Below are 19,078 nucleotides of genomic sequence, written 5' to 3'. Positions count from 1 at the left end.
TGCATCGGTATTAGGTCATCGAACAGGCCTGCTCGGTGGAGCAGTTCGCAATGGTCGGGACATGAGCCTCTGGGTTCCGGTCTACGCCGGAATGACGAGCAAAAGAGCTGACGAGCCCGCTTCGATGTGGATCAGTCGAGCTTCAAGCGCAACGACAAATCCACCGCCCGCACATGCTTGGTCAGCGCGCCCACCGAGATGTAGTCCACGCCGGTGCTGGCGTACTCGCCGATGGTGGACAGGTCCACGTTGCCGGAAATCTCCAGCTCCGCGCGGCCCTTGGCGATGCCCACGGCTTCGCGCATCAGCGGCAGGGTGAAGTTGTCGAGCATGATGCGATCGGCGCCGGCATCGAGCGCCTGCTGCAGTTCGTCGAGGTTTTCCACTTCGATTTCCAGCAGCAGGTTGGGATGCAGCCGGCGCGCCGCGTCGGCCGCCGCCTTGATGCTGCCCGCGGCGATGATGTGGTTTTCCTTCACCAGGATGGCGTCGTACAGGCCCACGCGATGGTTATGGCCACCGCCGCAGCGCACGGCGTATTTCTGCGCGAGGCGCAGGCCGGGCACGGTCTTGCGGGTGTCGAGCACGCGCACGCCCGTGCCTGCCACGGCGGCCACGTGCGCAGCGGTGGTAGTGGCCGTGCCCGAAAGCAACTGCAGGAAATTCAGTGCCGAACGTTCCGCCGTTACCAGTGCGCGGGCGTTGCCGCGAATGCGGCAGATGACCGAGCCGGCCGCGACGCGGTCGCCGTCGCGCACCGCCCATTCGATCTGCACCTGCGGATCGAGCGTGCGGAAACAAGCGTTGAACCATTCGATGCCCGCCATCACCGCGTCTTCGCGGCAGGTCAGGGCGGCACTGGCGGTGGCGTTGGCCGGCAACAGGTCGGCCGTGGCATCGCCGACGCCGATGTCTTCGGCGAAAGCGCGTTCGACATCCGCCTGGATCAGGTCGGACGAAGGGGAAACAAGTTGTGCTGAAGTCATTCGGTCGGTGCTTGGGACGTGGCCGGTTGGCTGAGGCGACCGACGATGGCGTCCAGCGCACGGTCGAACAATGCGGTGGATTCAAGCACGCGCGCCGTACCGCTGGCGAGTGCCTGGGCCAGTTCGTGCGGTGCGTAGTCGGCCACCTTCAGGCCGCGACGGTTCACGAACAGGTAGCGACCGCTCATGGGGCTGATCCACGAGAGCTTGGCGCGCTCGATGGTTTCCGGCCCCGTCACGAACTCCAGCCAGGTGCCGGGCTTGAGTTCGGCGACGAGCAGCGCCTCGGGCGTGTCGAGCACCGGTTCCTGCTCGGGCTCGGAGCTGGCCAGTTCCGCCTCGGATTCGGCGATCGGCTGGATGCTTTCGGGAATGGGCAGGTTGGTGGATTCCTCCACGGCCTGCACTTCGGCTTCCGGCACGGCTTCGCCGAGCTGGTGGCGGTAGTAGGTGTGCAACTGGGCCAGCAGGCGATCGATGTCGCTTTCCTGGAAGGCCACGTTGCCCAGGCCGCGGCGCAGCGCGCGTTCGATGCCCGGCAGCATCTGGCGCAGGGCGCGACGCTCGTCGAGCGTGCGGGCCGGCTTGGTGCTGTCGATGAAGTCGTTGGCGAAGCGCAGCGCATCGCGGAACTCGCTCGATTCCTCGCCCTGGCGAAGAATGGTGAGTACCAGGTAGTTGGCCCATGCGCGCGACAGAATGCCGTGGATCAGCGGCGGAAGATTATGGCCTTCTATACGGCTGAGGATCTCGCGCGCGGCGCGGCGACGCGCCTGTTCGAGCTTCTCGCGGCCACGGGTGGATTCGGCCACGCGCTGCTCGGCGAGTTCCGCACGGCGGCGGCTGATGTCCTGGAATTCCTGCAGCTCGGCGCACAGGCGCTCGAAGATGGTCATGTCATCGTCGAAGTCCTGCAGCAGGCGGTCGACGATGGATTTGATCTTGTCGTGCAGGCGGTGGTCGCGATCGGATTCCGCCGACCAGCCCTTGGCGGCATCGGCCAGGCTGTCGAGCAGGCGACGCGCCGGATGCTGGCGGTGCGCAAACAGCTTGCGGTCGAGGATGGCGGCCTTGAGATACGGAATCTGCAGGCGCGCCAGCAACACCTGCATTTCGGTCGGCAGGTTGCGGTCTTCGAGGATGAACTCGAACAGCATGCCGACGAGATCGATGGTGTCCTCGTCGATGGTCGACACCTGGCTCGGCTTCTCGCCGCGCAGGGAGCCGATCTGGGCGAGCAGGTGTTCCTTGAGCTGCTGCACTTCGCCGGCCAGTTCCACCGCATTGCCGGCGCTCGCCGCCATGTGCTGGTTGATGGCCGCCTGGCTCTGCAGCACGCTCAGTGCGCCGATCAGTTCATTGGCGCTCGGCAGCTGCACGGCACCGGCCGGCAGATGCTGTCCGCCGCCCACAGGCGCCGTGCGCCGTGCGCTGAACAGCGTGCGCAGCGTCTGGATCAGTTCGCTGGATGCATTGCCGCTTTCGTCTTCGCCAAGGAACGTGCCCTCGGCCTGTGCAGCGCCAGTGGCGTCCGCAGCAGGAGCAGCCTGGCCGGCACCACGCGGCGCGCCGCCCGCGCGCGGGATTTCGTGACGCAGCTGCGGCAGCACGCCCGCCCGCACGAGTTCGGTGTTGATCTCCTGGTAGAGCTCGTCCAGCGAGGCCAGCACGTAGCGGTCGAACAGCTTGTAGATGATGAGCTTCACGCGCATCTCGGCGCTGAGCTCGCGCATCGCCTGGCGGAAGGCCTGCGACAGCGCGGCCGGGCCCACCGGGTTGGTGGCATCGTCGATCTTGATGCCGCCGTAGATGACGGAGAGGCGCTGGTTCACGGCGAACAGGTCGCGCGTGAGGCGCGTTTCGTTCTTGCCGATCATGCTGGTGATGGCCAGCGATTCTTCCAGCTCGTTGTCGGCGACCAGCGACAGTTCCACCGAGCCCACGGGCAGCGACACGCCGCCGGTGTTGCCGGTGTTGTTGCGATAGCTCGAGGCGAAATCGGTCAGTTCGCGCGAGATCTGCGCGAGGAAGCTGCGTTCCACCATCGGACGGCGCTTGCGCACTTCGCGCATGCCATCGAAGTAGTGCATCTGGGCGGCGTTGTTTTCCGCCTTCTCAGCCAGATCAAAAAGGGCGTCGTCGACATGCTCGAACATGCCGTTGATCAAGATCTGCAGGCGACGGCCAGCAATGTCCCGGACGGTGTTCAAGAGGGCGCCTCCGCGCTCGCTGGATGGGTCCAGGCGCTGGGTCAGGCTGACGATATTGGATGATTCACTGGCGTCTTTCATCGCCTTTCACCCCCTGAAAGTGATGCCGACGTGCCTACAGCCACATACGACAATACGCCAGCCTACGATAAGGGATGTCATGGGGCGCTGTCATTCGTCGTATCGATATATGTCGACACGTTCACAAGAAGCAGGTTCATGCGGGTGTCCGGCCAGGAAAAGCCGTCAGGCATCGGCCGGAAAGTCAGTGAGCTGCAAGGTCCCGATGCCTTCCTCGGGCAGCATGACGGGGATGCCGTCCTCCACCCGGTAGATGACCTTCCGGTCGGTGGTGATGAGGGCTTCCGTCACCGGCGCGCCCACGGCGGCACCAGCGACGTTCTGCACCTGGCCGGCCCCGATGGCCTTGTTCAGTGCGTCCAGCTCCTGGCGCTGGAGAGGGCGGACGGGAACCTTGCTGACCGGGCAGCAGAGGATATCGAGCAGGCGTTTGTCCATGGGGAGTGGGTCGTGCCGAGACGCGGAAAGTCCGTACAATAACCCTTTTGGATGGCTTGGGTCATGACATCGACTTCCCTCCCGCCGCGCGTGGGCGTTGTAATGGGCTCCCGCTCGGACTGGGAAACCATGGAGCATGCGTCCAGCGTGCTGGCCGAGCTCGGCGTGGCGCACGAGGTGCGCGTGGTGTCGGCGCACCGTACGCCCGACCTGTTGTTCCAGTATGCCGAGGAAGCGGTGGGTCGTGGCATCCAGGTCATCGTGGCCGGTGCCGGCGGCGCCGCGCATCTGCCGGGCATGCTGGCGGCCAAGACGCGGCTTCCGGTGTTCGGCGTGCCGGTGCAGTCCAAGGCGCTCAACGGCATGGATTCTCTGCTCTCCATCGCGCAGATGCCGGCCGGTATTCCGGTCGGCACCCTGGCCATTGGTCGTGCCGGTGCCGTGAACGCCGGCATCCTGGCCGCCTCGGTGCTGGCGCTGCACGACCCGGCCATCGCCGCCGCGCTCGAGGCTTACCGCGGCCGCCAGACGCAGACCGTCCTGGATAACCCGGACCCGCGCTCGTGACCGCCCGTCGTCAACCGGTGCTCGGCATCCTCGGCGGCGGCCAGCTCGCCCGCATGCTGGCCTTGGCCGCGGCCCCGCTCGGCGTGAAGACGCTGGTGGTGGACAGCGCCGCCGACGCCTGTGCCGGGCAGATTGCGCCGCTGGTCGTCGCGGACTGGACCGATTACGACGCGCTGGAACACTTCGCCCGCGAAGTGGACGTGGTCACCTTCGATTTCGAGAACGTGCCGGCCGAAACCGCGCATTGGCTGGCCAAGCGCGTCGACGTGTTTCCCGCACCGCGCGCACTCGCCGTGGCGCAGGATCGTCTCGCCGAGAAGACGCTGTTCCGCGAATGCGGTCTGCTGACGCCCGAGTTCAAGGCGGTCGATACGCGCGACGATCTGGACCGCGCGCTCGCCGTGGTCGGTGCGCCGGCCATCCTCAAGACGCGTCGCCTTGGCTACGACGGCAAGGGTCAGTTCCGCATCAAGACGCTGGCCGATGCCGATGCTGCATGGGCGGCACTGGGTTCGCAGGCGCAGGCACATGGCCTGATTCTCGAAGCGTTCGTGCCGTTCGATCGCGAATTGTCGGTGATTGCCGTGCGCAGTCGCGACGGCGATTTCCGCACCTGGCCGCTCACGCAGAACTGGCATACCGATGGCGTACTCTCGCTCAGCCTGGCGCCGGCATCGGACATCACGGCGCTGCAGGCGCGTGCCACCGGTCTGGCGCGCACGTTGGCGGAAAAGCTTTCGTACGTCGGTGTCTTCGCGCTGGAACTGTTCGTGAAGGACGGCGAGTTGCTCGGCAACGAAATGGCGCCGCGCGTGCACAACTCCGGTCACTGGACCATCGAGGGCGCGCTCACCAGCCAGTTCGAAAACCACGTGCGCGCCGTGCTCGGCCTGCCGTTGGGTGATACCTCGGCACGCGGACTGTCCGCCATGTTCAACTGGATCGGCGAGCTGCCCGACGCGGCACCCGTGCTCGAAGCCATCGATGCGCACTGGCACGATTACGGCAAGCAGCCGCGTGCGGGTCGCAAGGTGGGCCATGCCACGGTGTGTGCGCCCGACGCCGGTCGTCTGGTGGAACGCCTGACGGGTATCGCGCATGCCCTGGGGCGCGATCAGCAGGCAGATCCGGCGGTGGATAAGCTGAGGGAAACCAGGTAACCGCGAGCTGATCACCGCTGCTGCAAAAAAAACGGGGCCCGACGGCCCCGTTTTTCATTGGCTGGATTCCCGGAAGATCAGGCCAGGTTCTTGGCCGCAAATTCCCAGTTCGCCAGGTTCCAGAACGCCTCGATGTACTTCGGACGGGCGTTGCGATAGTCGATGTAGTACGCGTGTTCCCACACGTCGCAGGTGAGCAGCGGCTTGTCGCTGCCGGTGATCGGCGTGGCGGCGTTGGACGTGTTGACGATGCCCAGCGAGCCATCCGGACGCTGCACCAGCCAGGTCCAGCCCGAGCCGAAGTTGCCCACGGCCGACTTGGTGAACTCTTCCTTGAACTTCTCGAACGAACCGAACGCCTTGTTGATGGCGTCGGCCAGCTTGCCGGTCGGCTCGTTGCCGCCCTTCGGGCTCAACGAGTTCCAGTAGAAGGTGTGGTTCCAGACCTGGGCGGAATTGTTGAACACGCCGCCGGACGACTTCTTGATGATGTCTTCCAGCGCGGCGTTCTCGAACTCGGTGCCCTTGATCAGGTTGTTGAGGTTGGTCACGTAGGCCTGGTGATGCTTGCCATAGTGATACTCGAGCGTCTCCGCGGAAATGTGCGGCTCGAGTGCGTTCTTTTCATACGGCAAGGGGGGGAGTTCGATCGCCATGATATGGCTCCTGGGCGTTGGCTGAGGAAAGAGGTCGGGCTGGAACGGCCGAGGAACGGCGACCCGCGCACGACTGATACACTATCGATCTCATTGCATTGTAACGATGAAGCAGCCGAATTATGGACGTTAACGAGCGAATCAAGGCGGTACTGGCCGAACACGCCATCGTGCTCTTCATGAAGGGCACGCCGCAGTTCCCCATGTGCGGCTTCTCCGGCCGCGCCGCGCAGGCGCTGAAGGAGGCGGGCGCGCAGTTCCACGCCGTCAACGTGCTGGCCGATCCGGAAGTCCGTGCGGCGCTGCCGCATTACGCGAACTGGCCAACGTTTCCGCAGCTCTTCATCCAGGGCGAGCTGATCGGCGGTTGCGACATCATCGAAGACCTGAAGGCGGCCGGTGAACTCGCCCGCATGGCGGCGGACGTGGCAGGAGCCGATTCCTGATGACGCTTCCCCTGGTTCGTTTGCCGGAAGGCTGGGCACCTGAGCCCGGCTCGCTGGCCGGTCGCGTCGTGCTGGTCACCGGTGCCTACGGCGGGCTTGGCTCCGCCGTGGCGCGCGCCGCGGCGCGCGCCGGTGCCACGGTGGTGATCACGGGTCGCCGCAAGCGCCAGCTCGAACAACTTTACGATGCGATGGTCGGTGAGGGGCTGCCCGAACCGGTGATCCATCCGCTCGACATGGAAGCGGCCACGCCGACGGATTACGAAGCACTGGCCGATGGCCTCGAGCGCGACTTCGGTCGACTCGATGGCATCGTGCATGCGGCCGCCAGTTTCAAGGAACTCACGCCGCTGTCCGTGCACAAGCCCGACGACTGGCTGCGTGCGATGCACGTCAACGTGTCGGCGCCGTTCGCACTCACACAGGCATGCATGCCGTTGTTGTCGCGCGCGTCGGACAGCGCCGTGGTGTTCGTGCTGGACAATCCCGAACTCGTGCAGCGCGCGCACTGGGGCGCCTACGGCGTGTCGAAGGCGGCGCTGGAGCGACTGGTCGAAATCCTGCATCAGGAAACGGAGCAGTCATCACTTCGCGCGCATGCGTTGCTGCCCGCACCGATGCGCACCACGCTGCGACGTGCGGCCTATTTCGGCGAAGACACCATGCTCCAGCCGCTGCCGGATGCGGCCGCCGAGGCGGCCATCTATCTATTGGGCTCGCAGGGCAAGAACGCGCGCGGCGCGGCCCTCGATTTGCGCACATCGGCATGACCATGACGCTGGAGTTTTGCTGACATGGAAATGCAGATGACCACGCTGTCGGCGGCGATCCTGCTGTTCCTCATCATGGATCCGCTCGGGAACATCCCGATCTTCCTGAGCCTGCTGAAGGACGTGGCGCCCAAGCGTCGCCGCAAGGTGATGATCCGCGAACTGCTGATCGCGCTGGGCGTGCTGCTCGTTTTTCTGATCGGCGGCCAGCACATTCTGAAGTTGCTGCAGCTTCGGCAGGAATCGATCAGCATCGCGGGCGGCATCGTGCTGTTCCTGATCGGCATCCGCATGGTGTTTCCGCCGGCCGATGGCGGCGGCATCTTTGGCAAGCAGGGCGAGGGCGAGCCGTTCATCGTGCCCATGGCCATTCCCGGCGTGGCCGGTCCTTCTGCCATGGCGGCTCTGTTACTGCTAACGAATACCCAGCCGGGACGCACCGCGGACTGGGCCATCGCACTGCTCGGCGCATGGCTGGCCACGTCAGTGATCCTGCTTTGCTCCACCTATCTGTTTCGCTGGCTGGGCGAGAGTGTGCTGACGGCGCTCGAGCGCGTGATGGGCATGCTGCTGATCGCGCTGTCAGTGCAGATGTTCATGGGCGGCGTGGCCGCGTATCTGCATCTGGTCGTTTGAAACTGTGGGCATCGTCCCTCTCGTGATCTTTCGGACCTATCCGCATAACCTTGCTGTCATAATCCGCTACCAGCATTTGGGGTAAATCCCAGGAGGCGGTCATGCTCAGCGTTGAACAGACCCTCACCGAACGTCTGCCGTGGTTGGCGCAACATCCCCTGATCCGCCGGCCGGTGGCCGGCATGCTGGGCCGGCTGGCCGATGAGGATGGTTTCAACCGTACGCTGGTAGCCGCTGGTGAGGCCGAAGGCTTCGATTTCGTCGAGCGCGTGCTCGATGTGCTCGGCGTCAGTTACTTCGTCAATCCGCGCGAGCGCGAGAACATTCCGGTCGAGGGTGGCGTGTTGATCGTCGCCAATCATCCGCTAGGGATGATTGACGCCCTGACCTTGTTGCAGATGGTGGGTTCGGTGCGCCGCGATGTGCGCATCCTGGCCAACGACTGGCTGATGTCGATCGAGCCGCTGCACAAATTGCTGTTGCCGGTGGACGTGTTCGGCAAGGGTGCGGCCTCGAAAATGCGCGATATCTACCGCGCGCTGGATAACGGCGAGGCCTTGATCGTTTTTCCGGCCGGCGAAGTTTCGCGCGTCAGTCCATCGGGCGTGAGCGACGGGCGCTGGGCCGATGGCTTCGTGCGCCTCGCGCAGCGCAGCCGCGTGCCGGTGCTTCCCATCCACATCTCGGCCCGCAATTCGGCCATGTTCTATGGCCTGTCGATGCTGGCCAAGCCGCTCAGCACGGCGATGCTGCCACGCGAAGCCATCTCGCCGACGAGTCGCCGTGTGGGTTTCAGCGTTGGCCCGCTCGTTTCCGCCGACGAGATCGAGCAACACAGCGGCGGCTCCACCAAGCGCGCTGCGAAGCTGATGCGACGCCATGTCTATCGCGTCGGTCGTCATCGGGGCCTGATCTTCGGCGGCCAGGCACCGCTGGCGCATCCGGAGCCCACGGAGCGTGTGGTGGCGGAATTGCAGTCGCAGGCTGAAAAGCTTGCCGACCTCAACGACGGCAAGCAGATCTTGTTGTTCAAGGGCGCATCCGACAGCGCCGTGCTGCGCGAGATCGGCCGCCTGCGCGAGCTCACGTTCCGCAAGGTGGGTGAGGGCACGGGCGCACGTCGCGACCTCGATGCCTACGACCCGCACTACGAACATCTGGTCTTGTGGGATCCGAAGGCGCTGCGCGTGGTCGGATCCTATCGCTTCGGGCACGGTGGTCGCCTGATCAGCGAACGCGGGATGCAGGCGCTCTATACCTCAAGCCTCTTCAGTTATTCGCCGGCGCTCGAATCGCGTCTGGCGCAGGGCCTGGAACTGGGCCGCAGCTTCATCGCGCCGGCGTACTGGCGTTCGCGTGCACTCGATCAGTTGTGGCAAGGCATTGGCCTGTATCTGCAGCGCCATCCCGAATTGCGCTACCTGTTCGGGCCGGTGAGCATGTCGGTCAGCCTTCCGCGCGAGGCGCGCGAGTGGATTGCGGCGGCACATCAGCATTACTTCGGTGCGCCTGGCCTGGCGTCGGCGCGTCAGCCGTTCGTGGTGTCGCCGGCGGTGATCGATCTGGTGCGCGATGCGCTGGCGGGGCTCGATCCGGCGGCCGGCCTTGGCAAGCTCAAGCATCATCTCGATGCGTTGGGCGTAAGCCTGCCGGTGCTGTATCGCCAGTATGTGGATCTGGTGGAACCCGAAGGCGTGCAGTTCCTCGATTTTGGCGAAGACCCGGGCTTCTCGGGCTGTGTCGATGGCCTAGTGATGTTGGACCTGGCCACGCTCAAGCCGGCCAAGCGGGCCCGCTATCTGGGGAAATGAGTACGGCGCCAAAGTCCTGGGCGCGGATCAGCGCCCATAGGCCGATCGGCCGTTGCCTTACACACATTCAGGTGGTTACTTATTGACCACCGTGGCAGGTAAATACGCGAACGCTGTCCATCGCGTGATCGTGCGGTAAATTTCTTGTAAAATACTTATGCAAAGCTGACGTCGTTGGCCAGAGCACAAGGGGCTTGTCGCTGCCCTGGCCAGCAGTCTCAACTGATTTCGTAATTTCGCCCGATTTTTACCGATCGGGCTTTTTTACGCCCGGAGGAAACGTTTAAATTTACGTTAAATGGCATGAAATCGCGTTTTGAAGCAGTGGGTTGCGAAATATTTTTCGATAAATCGCGAAATCTTTCTGTCGGGCGGCGTGCCTCTTTTCCTTCTCTGTTTGCTGGCGACCTCCGGGCGGCGGCTGACTCCAAATTTTTGTCAATTCTGGAATGACGATGATGAAACGAAACCACCTTTCCATGGCCATCGCTGTCGTGTTTTGCATGGCTGCCGGCGTTGCCTCGGCCCAGGACACCACGGGCCAGGCCACCAACCCGCAGACCAAGGAACCGGCCACGCGCAGCGGCCCGTCGAGCACGTCCAATACCACCACCTCCAATGACACCAAGCGTGCCCAGCAGCTGGACACGGTGACGGTGCAGGCGCAGAGCCTGTCGCTCGGCGACGGCCTGATGTCGGTGCAGACGGCTCCGAAGGCGGTTTCGACCATCTCGCGCGACGCCATCGTCAAGGCGGCGCCGGGTGGCACCTTCGTGCAGATGATCGACTCGATCCCGGGCGTGAACGCCTCGACCGATGACGTGAGCGGCCTGGCCAACGGCAACTACCAGATCCGCGGCTTCACCAGCGACGAAATCGGTACCACCGTGAACGGCGCGCCGATCAACGATAGCGGCAACTACAAGGTCTACTCGACCGAGTACGGCGACACCGAGAACATGGGTGACATCACCGTGCTGCAGGGTTACCCGGACGTCGACACGCCGATCTCCGGCGCTGCCGGCGGCGCCATCTCCTGGGTCACCATCGACCCGTCGCACAAGGCCGGCCTGGATTTTGCCCAGAGCCTGGGCAACCACGACTATCGCCGCACCTTCCTGCGCTTCAACACCGGCGACCTCGGGCCGGTGCGCGCGTGGCTGTCGTACTCGAACAACACCTCTGATTTCTGGCGCGGCCCGGGCGACTTGAACGTCACCAAGGTCGACGGCAAGGCGCTGTGGACGATCGACGACAACAACTACATCTCCGGCTCGGTCCAGTACAACCGCGAGCGCAACTACAGCTACGACAGCCTGACCAAGGCCCAGGTGCGTTCGGGCGGCTATTTCCAGAGCTACGACGAGGCTTACAGCCCGACCGATACCTACTACTGGAAGCTCCACACCAACCCGTTCACCAGCTGGCTGGCCAGCCTCGATGGCGAGTTCAAGCTGGCTGACAGCCTGCGCCTGTCGGTGGTGCCGTACTTCTGGTACGGCAACGGCGGCGGCGGTGGCGGCTACAAGTTCACCGAATCGACCGTGCCGCAGAACGTGATCGGCGTGGCCGACCAGGATCTCAACGGCGACGGCAAGATCGGCGGCAGCGCGGTGGCTTACGACGTCAGCCAGACCTTCACCTACCGCCCGGGTGTCATCGCCAAGTTGAACCAGGACTTCGGCATGGACGACAGCCTGGAGTACGGCTTCTGGTACGAGCGTGCTCGCCAGCAGCAGCAGGAGGTCTTCAACCCGGCCGTCGGCGGCGAGCCGTCCGATTTCTGGGGCGACTCCAACTACATCCGCTACTCCAACGGCGTGATCCAGCGCCTGTACCGTGAGTACACCAACTCCGAAATCAAGAAGTTCTTCGCCACCAACACCTGGACGCCGAACGACAAGTGGACCATCACGGTTGGCGCGGCGTACCTGTGGGAAGACCGTAGCGGTTACGACTACGAGAACTGGGGCAGCTACAGCACTCCCAATGCCAAGACCAACCAGTTCGGCGGCGAGGCCGAAGCGACCTATCACAAGGTCAGCCCGACCGCTGGCGTGAAGTACCAGCTCGACGACCAGAACCAGTTCTACATCGGCGCCGGCCGTACCTACCGTGCACCGATCAATGGCTCGCTGCTGCAGAACGTCGCCGTGGCGGACAACCCCAAGAACCTCGCCAACGCTGCGGCCGGCACCTATCAGTCCAAGCCGGAAGAGGCCACCACGGTCGACCTGGGCTGGCGCTTCTATGCCGATCACTTCTCGGCCAACGTCGACGCGTACGAGTCGCACCTGGTCAACAAGCAGATCTCGGGCTACGACGTGAACTCCGGCCAGACGGTGTACCTGAATCTGCCGAAGATGCACATGCGCGGCGTCACCGCCGAAGGCAGCTACAAGTTCGCTGAAGACTGGACCTTGTACGGCAACTACTCGTACCAGAAGGCCATCCTCGACGGTAACGTCAACACCTTCGGCGACGGCACCTATCCGACCGAAGGCAAGACCTTCATCAACACGCCGAAGAACTCGGGCTTCGTGCGCCTTGGCTACGACCATGGTCCGTTCTGGGCCAGCCTGGACGCCAAGTACCGCGGTCCGATCTGGGGCGACTGGTCGAATACCGAACAGGTGGGCGGCTACACGGTGTTCAACTTGAACGCCGGCTGGAAGTTCGACGACTTCGCCACCTGGCTGCGCAACCCGTACATCAAGCTCAACGTGTTCAACCTGACCAACAAGCGCGCGCTGACCAACGCCAACAACATCGGCGCGTTCCTGGCCAGCAACCCGGGTAACACGATCAAGGACGTCAACACGGGCGGCACGCTGTTCACCTCGGCACCGTACTACTCGCTGCTGGAAGACCGTACCTACATGGTCACCTTCGGCATCTCGTTCTTCTAAGCCGAAGACGAACTCGCTGTACCCCGAAACCGGCGCCGAAAGGCGCCGGTTTTTTTGTGCCCGGGGAAATGTTCAGCCATCAATAACTTGCGCGAAGCGTAAGAAGAGCCCGCAAGAATTGTGAGTATTTCGTCAATAAGTTACGAAATTGTAATATAATGCGGATACATTCGTCGTGATGAGTCGCGGTCGACGGCCCCGCAGGGCGGTCCCGGGCGAGTCAAAATAATTTAGGGAATCAGTCACTTAAGACGGTGGCGAGGGGGCATGGGACTCCTTCGGTCTGGTCCCATGCCTTTTTTGCGACTTTCTTAAGGGGTTGAATCTCGATGAACCATTCTTTGCGTACGAAATTGCTGCCGGTGGCAATCGCAGGCTTGCTTGCGGCCTCCCCGGTGATGGCCCAGGACACCTCGTCGTCGATCAGCGGCCGCATCGTGGACGGCAGCGGCCAGCCGATCGCCGGCGCCACCGTGCAGATCGTGCATGAGCCCTCGGGCACCACCAAGACCACCACCACCGACGCGGCCGGCCGTTATTCGGCTCAGGGCCTGCGCGTGGGCGGCCCGTTCGACGTGAAGGTCTCCAAGGACGGCACCCAGAGCGAGCAGGACAACGTGTACCTGCAGCTGGCCCAGGACACGGCGGTCAACCTGACCATGGGCGTTTCCGCCGATACGGCCAACGCGCAGAACCTCAGCGGCGTGACCGTCTCGGCGAACACGCTGTCGCAGACCTTCACCCCGGACAACAAGGGCCTGTCGACCATCGTGTCGCGTCGCGAGCTTGAGGCTACGCCGACCCCGGGTCGCTCGATCCAGAACGTGGTCCGTCTTGATCCCCGCGTGGTGATCACCGACCGCGCCCGCGGCGAAATCTCGGCCGTGGGCCAGAACAGCCGCTACAACAACATCACCGTCGACTCGGTCAGCGCGAACGATCCGTTCGGCCTGAACGCGAACGGCCTGCCGACGCTGGGCACGCCGATCTCGCAGGACACCATCGAGGAATACAACATCTCGACGGCCAACTACGACGTGGCCACCCGTCGCGGCATCGGCGCCAACGTCAACGCCGTGACCAAGAGCGGTACCAACGACTTCCACGGCTCGGTCTACTACGCGTTCCAGAACACCGACATGATCGGTGACAACGAGCAGGACAAGCCGTACGCCGGCTTCAACCGCCAGTGGACGGCCGGCGGCACCGTGGGCGGCCCGATCATCAAGGACAAGCTGTTCTTCTTTGCGTCGTATGAGAAGAGCGAGCAGGTCGGCTCGGGCAGCCCGTATGGTCCGCAGGATTCCGGCGCTGCGACGCCTATCAAGAACCTGACCAGCCAGCAGGTGCAGCAGGTGCGCGATATCGCCGCCAAGTACGGCCTGACCGATATCGGTTCGGTGGGCGGCGGCAACTCCAACCTGCAGGACAAGCGTTACCTCGCCAAGATCGACTGGAACATCGCGGACAACCACCGCGCCAGCTTCACCTATAGCGAGACCAAGGAAGAGAAGCCGATCATCACCGGCAGCACCACCAAGCTCGTGCTGTCCAGCGGCTGGTACAAGACCAACGTCGACAACAAGAGCTACGCGCTGCATTTCTACGACGACTGGTCGGACATTTTCTCCACCGACACCACCTTGTCGTACGCCAACTTCGACCAGAACCGCGGCCCGTACAACGGCGTGGCGATGCCTGACATCACCGTCTATCCGGTGGCGTTCAACGGCCCGGCGATCGAGTTCGGCACGGAGTACTCCAGCCAGGCGAACGTGCTGAAGGTGAAGACCCTCGACGCAGCCTGGGCCGGCACCTTGTACCTCGGCGACCACACCGTGAAGGGTGGTTTCGATTACGAAAAGGGCAAGTACTACAACCTCTTCCTGCAGAACTATTACGGCAGCTACACCTTCGAAGAAATCCCGGGCAACACCACCGGTCTCGATAACTTCGCCAAGGGCTTGTACTACCAGTACCGGTACAACCGTCCTGCCGGCAACCTGGGCCTGGGCGATGTCGCCGCGAACTACAACCTCACGCAGTGGGGCATCTTCCTGCAGGACACCTGGCAGGTGACCAACAACCTGTCGCTGCAGTACGGCGTGCGCGTCGACGTGCCGCTGATGGACGACAAGCCGCTGTACAACGCTGCCTACGCCGCAGCACCGGGGCCGACCAAGGCCAATGGTCAGGCCACTGGCGGTTACGGCCAGACCAACCAGTACACCATCAACGGCCATCGCGTGGTGCAGCCGCGCATGTCGTTCAACTATGCGTTCAACACCGAGCGCATGACGCAGCTGCGTGGTGGCGCGGGCCTGTTCGTGACCAACCAGCCGGCCGTGTGGATGGGCAACATCTTCTCCAACTCCGGCGTGACCCAGACGCAGTACAACTGTGGTCCGACCCAGTCGCCGCCGTGCAACGTCAATCTGCCGGCGTTCAGCCCGGATCCGCATAACCAGAACCCGGGTCCAGTGGGTGCTGGCCAGATGACGGTCAACACGATTTCCAAGGACTGGAACATCCCGACCGCGTGGAAGATCAGCCTCGGCGTCGACCGCGAGCTGCCCTGGTATGGCCTGATCGCCACGGCTGACTGGGAGCACATCGACCAGCGCGATGCGATCTGGTTCCAGAACGTGAACCTGGGCACCCCGACGGGTGTGCTGCCGGATGGCCGCAACACGTACTACGGTGCATTCACCGATCCGGCTACGACCAAGCCGGGCCCGCGCGCGCATGCCAACTCGGCCTTCTCGGGCCAGATGATCAACCTCGCCAACACCAGCAAGGGCAGTGCCGACAGCATCGCGCTCTCGCTGAAAAAGCCGTTCTCGGAAGAGTGGTCGGGCATGGTCGGCTTCACCTGGAGTCGTTCGACCGAAGTAAACCCGGGCACGTCCTCGGTCGCCAACTCGAACTACGGCAACAACTACGTCTACAACTCCAACGAAAACGTGGCCAGCACCTCGAACTACTCGGTGCCGCGTCGCGTGATCGCCTCGCTCAACTGGCAGCATCGCTTCTGGGGCGACTACGCCACCAGCGCGAGCATCTTCTACGACGGTCATTCCGCGTCCCCGTACAGCTGGACCTTCGGCAATGACGCCAATGGCGACGGCTACATCAACGACCTGGTCTACATCCCGCGTCCGGGTGAAGTCCAGTTCCGTCCGGGCACCAGCCAAGCGTTGATCGATCAGTTCTGGGAGAACATCCAGAAGAACGATTACCTGAAGGATCACCAGGGTGAAGTGGCCAAGCGCAATGGCGATCGCGCCGGCTGGATCAACCAGATCGACCTGAGCTTCAGCCAGGAAATCCCGGGCATCTTCAAGGGCAACAAAGGCATCATCCGCTTCGACGTCTACAACTTCACGAACCTGCTGAACAAGCACTGGGGTATCGAGAAGCGCGTGGCGTTCCCGGGTGGCCGTGCCCTGGCTGACTACGCCGGTGTCGACCCGAAGACGGGCAAGTACATCTACAACATCGATTGCGGTGGCAAGGCATCGTGCACCACCTACAACCAGGGTGGTGGCTACCATCCGCTGCCGATCCCGACCTACATCAACAACAACGACGACCTCGCCCAGCGCTGGTCGGTGCTGTTGACGGTGAAGTACGCGTTCTAAAACGTAGTTGTTTGCGATGTTGATCTCAGGCCGGCGCCCTTTGGGCGCCGGCTTTTTTATAAACGGGAGAAAGCCCTGCAACTTGACCCTGCCATGCCTGGCGCGGGAAGCTACGCGGTCCGCCGCGTTTTGCACGGACGTACGAGCCGCGAGGGCGCGGCGAGGAGAATGCTTCAATGAATGAGATTCAAGCCGGAAAGTCCGGCCGACCCGCCACCGTGAGCGCGCGCATTTCGCCCGCCGGTGGCCTGGACATCCTGTCCCGCAATGAGGTGGCGCGCCTGCGCGACGCCAGTGGTTCGGGCCTGCACGCCTTGCTGCGCCGCTGCGCGCTGGCCGTGCTGACCTCGGGCAACATGAGCGACGATCCGCGCTCGATCCTGGAGCAGTTTCCCGATTTCGACATCCAGGTGCTGCAGCAGGACCGCGGCATCAAGATCGAACTTACCCACGCGCCGGCCCAGGCCTTCGTGGATGGCCAGATCATCCGCGGCATCAACGAGCTGCTGGTGGCCGTGGTGCGCGACATCGTCTACGTGTCCACGCAGATGGAGCAGGGCAATTTCGATCTGGACGACAGCGTAGGCCTCACGCATGCCGTGTTCGAAATCCTGCGCAACGCGCGCATCCTCAAGCCGCAGATCGACCCGAACCTCGTGGTGTGTTGGGGCGGCCATTCGATTTCGCGCGACGAATACGAATACACCAAGCAGGTCGGCTACCAGCTCGGCCTGCGTGGCCTGGACATCTGCACGGGTTGCGGCCCAGGCGCCATGAAGGGCCCGATGAAGGGCGCGACCATCGCGCACGCCAAGCAGCGTCGCCGCAGCAACCGCTACATCGGTATCACCGAGCCGGGCATCATCGCGGCCGAATCGCCGAACCCGATCGTCAATCACCTCGTGATCATGCCGGACATCGAGAAGCGTCTCGAAGCGTTCGTGCGCATGGGCCACGGCATCATCGTGTTCCCGGGCGGCGTGGGCACGGCGGAGGAGATCCTGTATCTGCTCGGCATCCTGCTGCATCCGGACAATGCCGGCGTGCCGTTCCCGCTGATCCTCACTGGCCCCAAGCAGTCGGCCGCGTACTTCGAGCAGATCGATCGCTTCCTGCGCCTGACGCTCGGCGAGAGCGTGACGCAGCACTACCAGATCATCGTGGACGACCCGGCTGCCGTGGCGCGCGCGATGGTTCGTGGCATCGACAAGGTGCGCAACTATCGCCTCGACACCAAGGACGCGTTCTTCTTCAACTGGGCGCTCAATATTCCCTACGCGTTCCAGCTGCCGTTCCGTCCCACGCACGAAGCCATGCGCTCGCTCGCCATCCATCGCGATCGCCCGCGCCATGAGCTGGCCGCCGACCTGCGTCGCGCGTTCTCCGGCATCGTGGCCGGGAACGTGAAGGAAGAGGGCATGCGCGCCATCGAGAAGTACGGCCCGTTCGATATCGACGGTGACGCGGACGTGATGACCTCGCTGGACGAATTGCTGAAGGCCTTCGTGGCCCAGGACCGCATGAAGCTCCCCGGCGGCACGGCCTACGTGCCCTGCTATCGGGTGCTCACCAGCAAGGCCGCCTGAACATCATCGGTTGGTCAAAACGTCTTGACAGCCCGGAGCTGAATATTCAAACTATTCAGCTCACCCCGCCCGAATAGCTCAGCCGGTTAGAGCACTTGACTGTTAATCAGGGGGTCGTTGGTTCGAGTCCAACTTCGGGCGCCAGATACTGCAAGGGCTGCGAGCAATCGCAGCCCTTTGCTTTTGTCTACTATTCGCGCTTCTGTCTATTATTTGGCGTGATTGGGCTCACCGTGGTGGGCTTTGCCCGGTAGTGCTTGCGGGTCACCTTCGGATCCGCGTGGCCCAGCAGCTGCTGCGCATGCGCCTCGTCGTCGGCATCGCTGCCGCTCTTGCGGCGGATGTCATGGAACGTGAGATCACCCAGCTTCGCCCGTAGCTTCACGTGGCGCCACGAGGCCTTCAGGCCGGTGGTGGTATAGCGCGTGCCGTCGCGGGTCAGGAACGCCGGCTGAGAGCCAATGCGGAGGCCTGCGATGCGCTTCCACAGCGTGGTCAGCTCATCGGTCCAGCCGATGACGTGGCGCTTCTTGGTTTTGCTGTCGATGTAGGCGATGCCATCGTCGGTGGCCGCCGTCAGGTTCAGGCTGACCAGGTCGAGCTGACGCATGCCCGTGATGTAGGCGAACTGCAGCAGGTCGCCAAAGCGTGTCGACGCCTGTGCCACCAGCGCATCGAGCTCGGCGTCGGTGACGTAGCGATCGCGCGCCGTTTCCTTGTTGCGGAAGCGCATGCCGGCGGCGGGGTTTTCGCCCTTGTACAGACCGGCATTCATCATGTGGTTGTACGCGGCGGAGAGCAGGGCGCGATCGCGGTTCGCAGCGACGTTGCCTTTCTGCACCAGGTACGTGTAGACGTGCGAGCGCTCGACTTCCTCGAGCAGCATTTCGCCGAACACCGGCAGCAACGCCTTTGCGCTCCAGCCGTAGTTGTCCACGGTGCGTGGCGAGAGGCGCTTGCCGGCGACCTGCAGGTAATGGGCGATGGCGCCGCCGACGGTCATCTTGTCGGGACGCGCCGCGCCCTCCAATTTCGCCCACTCCTGCAGCGCGATTGCATAGTCATCGCCCAGGCGCAGCCAGTGCGGCTTTCCGTCCTTGCGCGAGACGTAGTAATAGGCGCCGTGCTTGAGCTGCATGCGGCGCGGTAGGTGCTTGTTGGCGGTGCGTTTGCGTCCCATG

At 63.5% G+C, this 19,078-nt stretch carries 14 protein-coding genes and 1 tRNA gene; 10 read left to right on the top strand and 5 right to left on the bottom strand.

Going from position 1 to position 19,078, the window contains the following annotated elements; genetic code table 11:
* Positions 1 to 131: 131 nt before the first annotated feature.
* From nadC to ABIC75_RS11160, 3 genes are all read right to left on the bottom strand, one after another.
* The gene (nadC, locus tag ABIC75_RS11170; protein ID WP_354013930.1) at positions 132 to 986 is read right to left on the bottom strand and encodes a carboxylating nicotinate-nucleotide diphosphorylase; all 855 of its coding nucleotides are present in this window, start codon (positions 984 to 986) and stop codon (positions 132 to 134) included.
* Positions 983 to 3,277, bottom strand: a complete 2,295-nt coding sequence (locus ABIC75_RS11165) for a DUF1631 domain-containing protein (RefSeq protein ID WP_354013929.1) — start codon at positions 3,275 to 3,277, stop codon at positions 983 to 985. Before ABIC75_RS11165 ends, nadC begins: the two co-directional genes overlap by 4 nt.
* 165 nt (positions 3,278 to 3,442) lie before the next feature.
* Positions 3,443 to 3,715 (bottom strand): Trm112 family protein, encoded by a 273-nt coding sequence (locus tag ABIC75_RS11160; RefSeq protein ID WP_354013928.1) that lies wholly within the window; start codon positions 3,713 to 3,715, stop codon positions 3,443 to 3,445.
* A gap of 63 nt (positions 3,716 to 3,778) precedes the next feature.
* On the opposite strand from ABIC75_RS11160, the gene purE reads away from it, so the two are divergent.
* Entirely contained in the window at positions 3,779 to 4,282 is a 504-nt protein-coding gene (purE, locus tag ABIC75_RS11155; RefSeq protein ID WP_354013927.1) for a 5-(carboxyamino)imidazole ribonucleotide mutase, read from the top strand.
* On the top strand, positions 4,279 to 5,442 hold the full coding sequence (locus ABIC75_RS11150) for a 5-(carboxyamino)imidazole ribonucleotide synthase (RefSeq protein ID WP_354013926.1): 1,164 nt from the start codon (positions 4,279 to 4,281) through the stop codon (positions 5,440 to 5,442). The genes purE and ABIC75_RS11150 overlap by 4 nt, the downstream gene beginning before the upstream one ends.
* 77 nt (positions 5,443 to 5,519) lie before the next feature.
* Here ABIC75_RS11150 and sodB read toward each other — a convergent pair whose 3' ends face one another.
* The gene (sodB, locus tag ABIC75_RS11145; RefSeq protein WP_354013925.1) at positions 5,520 to 6,098 is read right to left on the bottom strand and encodes a superoxide dismutase [Fe]; all 579 of its coding nucleotides are present in this window, start codon (positions 6,096 to 6,098) and stop codon (positions 5,520 to 5,522) included.
* Between the two features lie 122 nt (positions 6,099 to 6,220).
* Here sodB and grxD point away from each other — a divergent pair, with 122 nt between their 5' ends.
* The 8 genes from grxD to ABIC75_RS11105 all read left to right on the top strand — a co-directional run bounded on the left by grxD (position 6,221) and on the right by ABIC75_RS11105 (position 18,041).
* Positions 6,221 to 6,544: a Grx4 family monothiol glutaredoxin gene (gene grxD, locus ABIC75_RS11140; RefSeq protein WP_354013924.1), complete on the top strand. Its 324-nt coding sequence runs from the start codon at positions 6,221 to 6,223 to the stop codon at positions 6,542 to 6,544.
* Complete coding sequence (locus ABIC75_RS11135; protein WP_354013923.1) at positions 6,544 to 7,314, top strand: SDR family NAD(P)-dependent oxidoreductase; 771 nt, start codon at positions 6,544 to 6,546, stop codon at positions 7,312 to 7,314. The genes grxD and ABIC75_RS11135 overlap by 1 nt, the downstream gene beginning before the upstream one ends.
* A 36-nt stretch (positions 7,315 to 7,350) precedes the next feature.
* Positions 7,351 to 7,950 (top strand): YhgN family NAAT transporter, encoded by a 600-nt coding sequence (locus tag ABIC75_RS11130; protein ID WP_354014344.1) that lies wholly within the window; start codon positions 7,351 to 7,353, stop codon positions 7,948 to 7,950.
* 101 nt (positions 7,951 to 8,051) lie between these two features.
* Positions 8,052 to 9,761, top strand: a complete 1,710-nt coding sequence (locus tag ABIC75_RS11125) for a lysophospholipid acyltransferase family protein (RefSeq protein ID WP_354013922.1) — start codon at positions 8,052 to 8,054, stop codon at positions 9,759 to 9,761.
* A 479-nt stretch (positions 9,762 to 10,240) separates the two neighbouring features.
* Positions 10,241 to 12,670 carry a TonB-dependent receptor gene (locus ABIC75_RS11120; RefSeq protein WP_354013921.1) on the top strand — a complete coding sequence of 810 codons (2,430 nt, stop codon included), beginning with the start codon at positions 10,241 to 10,243 and terminating at the stop codon, positions 12,668 to 12,670.
* Positions 12,671 to 12,999: 329 nt separating this feature from the next.
* The gene (locus ABIC75_RS11115; RefSeq protein ID WP_354013920.1) at positions 13,000 to 16,311 is read left to right on the top strand and encodes a carboxypeptidase regulatory-like domain-containing protein; all 3,312 of its coding nucleotides are present in this window, start codon (positions 13,000 to 13,002) and stop codon (positions 16,309 to 16,311) included.
* 176 nt (positions 16,312 to 16,487) lie between these two features.
* The gene (ppnN, locus tag ABIC75_RS11110) at positions 16,488 to 17,897 is read left to right on the top strand and encodes a nucleotide 5'-monophosphate nucleosidase PpnN (protein WP_354013919.1); all 1,410 of its coding nucleotides are present in this window, start codon (positions 16,488 to 16,490) and stop codon (positions 17,895 to 17,897) included.
* A gap of 67 nt (positions 17,898 to 17,964) precedes the next feature.
* Positions 17,965 to 18,041 (top strand) — tRNA-Asn (locus ABIC75_RS11105).
* Between the two features lie 46 nt (positions 18,042 to 18,087).
* On the opposite strand, the gene ABIC75_RS11100 is transcribed toward ABIC75_RS11105, so the two are convergent.
* Positions 18,088 to 19,077: a site-specific integrase gene (locus ABIC75_RS11100; RefSeq protein WP_354013918.1), complete on the bottom strand. Its 990-nt coding sequence runs from the start codon at positions 19,075 to 19,077 to the stop codon at positions 18,088 to 18,090.
* Position 19,078 lies beyond the last annotated feature (1 nt).

Origin of the sequence: Dyella japonica, from assembly GCF_040545895.1 — a bacterium.
GTDB classification, from domain to species: domain Bacteria; phylum Pseudomonadota; class Gammaproteobacteria; order Xanthomonadales; family Rhodanobacteraceae; genus Dyella; species Dyella japonica_D.
This window is presented reverse-complemented; position numbering and strand designations above follow the sequence as displayed.

What these genes read in the sequence shown, in the direction of transcription:
- sodB (WP_354013925.1), bottom strand. Translation starts at nt 6,098, where the DNA reads ATGGCGATCGAACTCCCCCCCTTGCCGTATGAAAAGAACGCACTCGAG.
- ppnN (WP_354013919.1), top strand. Translation starts at nt 16,488, where the DNA reads ATGAATGAGATTCAAGCCGGAAAGTCCGGCCGACCCGCCACCGTGAGC.
- ABIC75_RS11100 (WP_354013918.1), bottom strand. Translation starts at nt 19,077, where the DNA reads ATGGGACGCAAACGCACCGCCAACAAGCACCTACCGCGCCGCATGCAG.
- purE (WP_354013927.1), top strand. Translation starts at nt 3,779, where the DNA reads ATGACATCGACTTCCCTCCCGCCGCGCGTGGGCGTTGTAATGGGCTCC.
- ABIC75_RS11165 (WP_354013929.1), bottom strand. Translation starts at nt 3,277, where the DNA reads ATGAAAGACGCCAGTGAATCATCCAATATCGTCAGCCTGACCCAGCGC.
- ABIC75_RS11115 (WP_354013920.1), top strand. Translation starts at nt 13,000, where the DNA reads ATGAACCATTCTTTGCGTACGAAATTGCTGCCGGTGGCAATCGCAGGC.
- grxD (WP_354013924.1), top strand. Translation starts at nt 6,221, where the DNA reads ATGGACGTTAACGAGCGAATCAAGGCGGTACTGGCCGAACACGCCATC.
- ABIC75_RS11160 (WP_354013928.1), bottom strand. Translation starts at nt 3,715, where the DNA reads ATGGACAAACGCCTGCTCGATATCCTCTGCTGCCCGGTCAGCAAGGTT.
- ABIC75_RS11120 (WP_354013921.1), top strand. Translation starts at nt 10,241, where the DNA reads ATGGCCATCGCTGTCGTGTTTTGCATGGCTGCCGGCGTTGCCTCGGCC.
- ABIC75_RS11130 (WP_354014344.1), top strand. Translation starts at nt 7,351, where the DNA reads ATGACCACGCTGTCGGCGGCGATCCTGCTGTTCCTCATCATGGATCCG.
- nadC (WP_354013930.1), bottom strand. Translation starts at nt 986, where the DNA reads ATGACTTCAGCACAACTTGTTTCCCCTTCGTCCGACCTGATCCAGGCG.
- ABIC75_RS11135 (WP_354013923.1), top strand. Translation starts at nt 6,544, where the DNA reads ATGACGCTTCCCCTGGTTCGTTTGCCGGAAGGCTGGGCACCTGAGCCC.
- ABIC75_RS11125 (WP_354013922.1), top strand. Translation starts at nt 8,052, where the DNA reads ATGCTCAGCGTTGAACAGACCCTCACCGAACGTCTGCCGTGGTTGGCG.